The sequence below is a fragment of the Arthrobacter sp. 10T413_2 genome, from assembly GCF_056394205.1.
Map to the genome: position 1 here is coordinate 1 of NZ_JBFTHK010000253.1, position 4,937 is coordinate 4,937.

General features: G+C 64.8%; 6 protein-coding genes and 1 pseudogene. 3 read left to right on the plus strand and 4 right to left on the minus strand.

Annotated elements, in window-relative coordinates:
• The 4 genes from AC1DBQ_RS21800 to AC1DBQ_RS21815 all read right to left on the minus strand — a co-directional run.
• Positions 1-567, minus strand: a 567-nt coding sequence (locus tag AC1DBQ_RS21800) for an ABC transporter permease subunit (protein ID WP_476930501.1), incomplete at its 3' end; no start/stop codon positions are given.
• A complete protein-coding gene (locus AC1DBQ_RS21805) occupies positions 564-1,214 on the minus strand; it encodes an amino acid ABC transporter permease (RefSeq protein ID WP_476930502.1) in 651 nt (216 codons plus the stop codon). The genes AC1DBQ_RS21800 and AC1DBQ_RS21805, both read right to left, overlap by 4 nt.
• A gap of 99 nt (positions 1,215-1,313) precedes the next feature.
• Positions 1,314-2,198 (minus strand): glutamate ABC transporter substrate-binding protein, encoded by an 885-nt coding sequence (locus AC1DBQ_RS21810; protein ID WP_476930503.1) that lies wholly within the window; start codon positions 2,196-2,198, stop codon positions 1,314-1,316.
• Between the two features lie 63 nt (positions 2,199-2,261).
• Positions 2,262-3,017 (minus strand): amino acid ABC transporter ATP-binding protein, encoded by a 756-nt coding sequence (locus tag AC1DBQ_RS21815; protein WP_476930504.1) that lies wholly within the window; start codon positions 3,015-3,017, stop codon positions 2,262-2,264.
• 217 nt (positions 3,018-3,234) lie between these two features.
• Here AC1DBQ_RS21815 and AC1DBQ_RS21820 point away from each other — a divergent pair, with 217 nt between their 5' ends.
• From AC1DBQ_RS21820 to AC1DBQ_RS21830, 3 genes and pseudogenes are all read left to right on the plus strand, one after another.
• Positions 3,235-4,122, plus strand: a complete 888-nt coding sequence (locus AC1DBQ_RS21820) for an LOG family protein (protein WP_476930505.1) — start codon at positions 3,235-3,237, stop codon at positions 4,120-4,122.
• Between the two features lie 48 nt (positions 4,123-4,170).
• A complete protein-coding gene (locus tag AC1DBQ_RS21825) occupies positions 4,171-4,527 on the plus strand; it encodes a DivIVA domain-containing protein (RefSeq protein ID WP_476930506.1) in 357 nt (118 codons plus the stop codon).
• Between the two features lie 50 nt (positions 4,528-4,577).
• Positions 4,578-4,937: pseudogene (locus AC1DBQ_RS21830) on the plus strand (hypothetical protein); the annotation flags it as partial.

Genomic DNA, 4,937 nt, shown 5'->3' on the forward strand with positions numbered 1-4,937 from the left:
GGGCAGCATTCGGCGGATGGCCTGCGGCAGCTCAATGGTCAGCCGGGACTGGAAACTGGTCAGGCCGATCGCCAGGCCGGCCTCGCGCTGGCCCTTGGGCAGCGACTGGACGCCGGCGCGGATGATCTCGGCAAAAATTGCGGAGTTGTACAGGACCAGGCCGGCCACGACGGCGACGAACGAGCTCGTGGCAAAGACGAGCAGCACGAACAGCATCATGAGCACCACGGGCATGCCGCGCAGGAATTCCAGCACCACCCTGGTGKGCACCCGCACCCAAGCGTTGTCCGAGATGCGCAGCAGGCACACCAACAGGCCCAGCGGGAAGGCAATGACGGCCGCCGCGGCCGCGGCGGCGAGCGTCGCGCCGATGCCGTTGCCGATCAGCACCCAGAMATCGGGAATCTGGAAGACCGCCCAGCGTTTGRGGTCGAAGATTCCCTGCTGGGCCAGCGTCATGACCGCCAGGACGAGGAGGCCGCCGATCACGATGACGCCGATGATCGAGCCGATCAGCGAAATCCGGCGGGCTTTGGGGCCGGGGACGTCGTAGAGAACAGAGCTCATCGCGCGATTGCCACCTTTCGTTCGACGAAGTTGGCGAGGAAGCCAAGCGGGACGGTTATCAGCAGGTAGAAGAATGCGACGCCGACCAGAACCCACACGACGGCGTCGCCGTTGGCGTTGGCCAGCTGCTTGCCGTAGCCGAAGAGTTCCAGCACATAGAACGCGCCAGCAACGGAGGAGTTCTTGACCAAAGCGATCAGGATGTTGATCAGCGGCGGGATCACGGTGCGCAGGGCTTGGGGGAGGATGATGAGGGTGAGCACCTGGCTGAACTTCATGCCGATGCTGCGGGCCGCTTCGGCCTGGCYMACCGGGACGCTGTTGACGCCGGAGCGCACGGCCTCGGCAATGAAGGCCGAGGTGTAGGCGCTCAGGGCAATGATGGCGGCGACCTCGAACTGTTGGAACGTGATGCCGAGGCGGGKCAGGACCACTGCGGCGAAAAAGAATGCAATGGTCAGCGGGGTGTTCCGGACGATCTCGACGTACACCATGCTGAAGCCGCGCAGCGCGGCGACGGGTKAGACTCGGGCCGCCGCKAGCACGGTGCCGACGACCAGGGCAATGATCCCCGAGACCACGGACAGGAAGAGGGTTCTGAGAAAACCGTCCCAATACTGGGGGAGGTTTTCAATGATGACGTCCATAAGTTCCTTCAGCTGCGTTGAGGGGATTCCAAGCGAAAGACGGCAGTGGCGGCCGCCGGGCTGCGGGGTAACCGCGGGCCCGGCAGCCGCCACAGTCGGCTAGTAGCGGTCGATCGTGGGAAGCTCGGGCGCGGTCTTGATGACGGTGCCGGCGGTGTCTTCCCAGGCCTTCTTGTAGGACCCGTCCTTGGCGAAGGCTTCCAGCTGGTCGTTGATCCACATGCGGAAGGCCGTGTCGTCCTTCTTCAGGCCGATGCCGTACGGCTCCTTGGTGAAGGTCTGATCGGAGGCCAGCTTGAAGGCATCCGGTTCCTTGGATACGAACCCGGCCAGAATGACGTTGTCCGTGGTGACGGCTTCAACCTGGTGGTTGCGCAGCGGCTCAAGGCAGGCGGAGTACGTCGCGGCAGGAACCAGGACTGCTCCGTACTTTTCCACGATTGTGGCGGCCGGGGTGGATCCGGTCACGGAGCACACGTTCTTACCCTTGAGGTCCTCGGGCTTGGTGATGGAGTTGTTGTCCTTGTTCACCATGAGGGCCTGGCCGGCCTCGTAGTACGGGCCGGCGAAGTCAACTTGGGTCTTGCGCTTGTCGTTGATGGTGTAGGTGGCGACGATCATGTCCACCTTGCCCTGCTTGAGGAACTCCTCGCGGTTGGCGGAKACCGTTTCAACCCACTCGATCTTGTCGGCGGGGATGCCCAGCTTGGCGGCAACCAGCTTGCCGATTTCGACGTCGAAGCCGACCGGCTTGCCGTCGAGGCCCTTCTGGCCGAACAGCGGCTGGTCGAACTTGGTGCCGATGGTGATCTTTCCCGCGGATGAAAGCTTGGCCATGGTGGAATCGGCAGCAAAGCTCGGCTTCTCGGCTACAGGCGGGTTGGTGGTAGTGGAGGAGCTGCCGCCACAGGCGCCCAGGGTGAGCGCCAGTGCTGCGGATGCGGCAACCAGAAGGGATTTCCTCCGGGTCAAAAATGCCTTCATGACATTCCTTTCATTGGTCGGCCGCCTTCCGGCGGCCAGGGTGCGAACTCGTGAGTGATGAACTCAGTGCGTCAGAAGTTTGGACAGGAAATCTTTGGCCCGGCTGCTCTTGGGGTTGGTGAAGAATTCCTCGGGGGTTGCGTCCTCGACGATCTGGCMGTCGGCCATGAACACGACCCGGTCGGCAGCCTTGCGGGCGAAGCCCATCTCGTGGGTGACCACGATCATGGTCATGCCCTCCTTGGCGAGCTGGACCATGACGTCCAAGACCTCGTTGATCATTTCCGGGTCGAGGGCGGAGGTGGGCTCATCGAAGAGCATCACCTTCGGCTTCATCGCCAGGGCACGGGMGATGGCAACGCGCTGCTGCTGGCCGCCGGAGAGCTGAGCGGGAAGTTTGGGGGCCTGATGCCCGACGCCGACCCGCTCCAGCAGTGCCATGGCGTCTTTGTCGGCCTCGGCCTTGGAAACGCCCTTGACCTTGATGGGGCCGAGGGTGACGTTTTCCAGGATGGTCTTGTGGGCGAACAGGTTGAAGGACTGGAAGACCATGCCGACGTCGGCGCGCAGCCTCGCCAGTTCCTTGCCCTCCGCAGGCAGTTCCTTGCCATCGATCCTGATGTCGCCGTCGTCGATTGTCTCGAGGCGGTTGATGGCGCGGCAGAGCGTTGACTTGCCGGAACCCGAGGGGCCGATGACAACAACAACCTCACCTTTGCGGACATTCAGGTTGATGTCCTTAAGGACGTGCAACTGGCCGTAATGCTTGTTMACGGCCTTCAGAGAGACGAGCGCATCGCCGGGCACTTGAGTAGTCATATAAAGAATCTAACGAACATTGACAAGATATGACGGCAATCACTGCGTTTGGTGCAGATCGTGATTCAAGAGATACCTGCACACCAGGGTCCCCGGCGCGGGCGCCGCCCGCTCTCCGCCCGCTCTTTTGCGGGTCTGGGCCGCAGGCGGCCGCACCCTGCCGCCGGGCGTGGCGCCGAYGCGCCGAAGCGGCGGGCGCGGTGTTCCGCGCTAGCCTATGGGCATGAGTACCGATCCGCAGCACGGCCCCAAGCAAAACCCCGAACAGAACCMCGCCGGAAAGCCGGCCCGCGAGGTCCGAAGCACCCCGGCGCCGAACGGGATCCGCCATAAAGGCCCGCTCGAGCTGCGCCGGAAGGCGGCCAGGGTCACGATGTCGGACCAGACCCTGCTCGACACCAAGGGGCCGGGCCAGTTCGTTCACACCGATCCCTGGCGCGTCCTGCGGATCCAGAGCGAGTTCGTGGAAGGGTTCGGCGCCCTCGCCGACCTTGGCCCGGCGGTCAGCGTCTTCGGCTCCGCCCGCACGGTGCCCGGAACCCTGAACTACGAGCTCGGCGTCGAGGTCGGGCGCAAACTGGCCKAGGCCGGACTGGCCGTGATCACGGGCGGCGGCCCGGGGTCGATGGAGGCMGCCAACAAGGGTGCCGTTCAGGGCAATGGCGTTTCGGTGGGGCTCGGGATCGAGCTGCCCTTCGAACAGGGCATGAACCAGTGGGTGGATCTGGGCATCAACTTCCGGTACTTCTTCGCCCGCAAGACCATGTTCGTCAAGTACGCCCAGGGCTTCATTGTGCTCCCCGGCGGCCTGGGCACCCTGGACGAGCTCTTCGAGGCCATGGTCCTGGTCCAGACCCGCAAGGTTACGTCCTTCCCGATCGTCCTGGTGGGAACCGCGTTCTGGACCCCGATGCTCGACTGGGTCCGCGACACCCTCGTCACCGAGGGCATGGTGTCCGAGGAGGACCTCGACCTCGTGCAGGTGGTGGACGACCCCGCGCTCGCCGTGGAACTCGTCGTGGAGGGCGCGGCCCGTCACCGGAACCCGAACGGAGGCTCCACCAACGGGAACGGCGCTGGAAACGKCAACGGAACGCGGGGCTGAAGCGCCGGGCCGAGCGCACCGGCGTCCGGCTTCTGGCACGATGGTCTAGTGAGTCTCTTTCTGGTCTTCCTTGCGATCGTGCTGATCGGCGTCGCCGTCCTACTGGGTACCGGCCTGGCGCCGAAAATCTTCCGCCGGGACACGGCCGGCGGCGCTGACGTGCCCTTTGAGGACGGCTTCGATGAGCCGGTCGCGTCCCTGCCACCGGTCCTGTTGCCTGCCCGTGCGGCCGCGGCGGATATCGACCATCTCCGTTTTGCCGTCGKGCTCCKCGGCTACCGGATGGACCAGGTGGACCAGGTCCTTGACGATCTGCGGGACCAGATCACCGCCAAAGACCAAAAGATCGAGGCGCTGGGGGAGGAACTGGAACGCCTCCGCCGGCCGACAGAGCAGCGTCCGTGAGTCACGTGGAGGACCCGGAGACAGTCCCGGCGCTTGACGCCGGGGGACAAATGGGCCTGAACGCGGCGGCGTGGAGCAGCATCGCGGCCGCCGGCGCCCGGATGTCGCGGTRGCCGTGGTGGGTCCAGGTGGCCGGCCTGTACATCGCCGCCCGACTGGTCAGCGCCTGCATCTTTATGGCCGMCGCGCTGCACCAGGGCGTGAATCCCTGGTTTCCCGCGAAGCCGGACTACTGGAACTTCATCAATATCTGGGACGCCCGTTGGTACGCCGAAGCGCTGCAGAACGGGTATCCGGCGCTGCTGCCGACAGACGCGGCCGGCACCGTTCAGGAGAACGCGTGGGCCTTCTATCCGCTATTTCCCGTGCTGGGCCGGGTGGTGTCCGGGCTGACAGGCACGGGTCCGGCG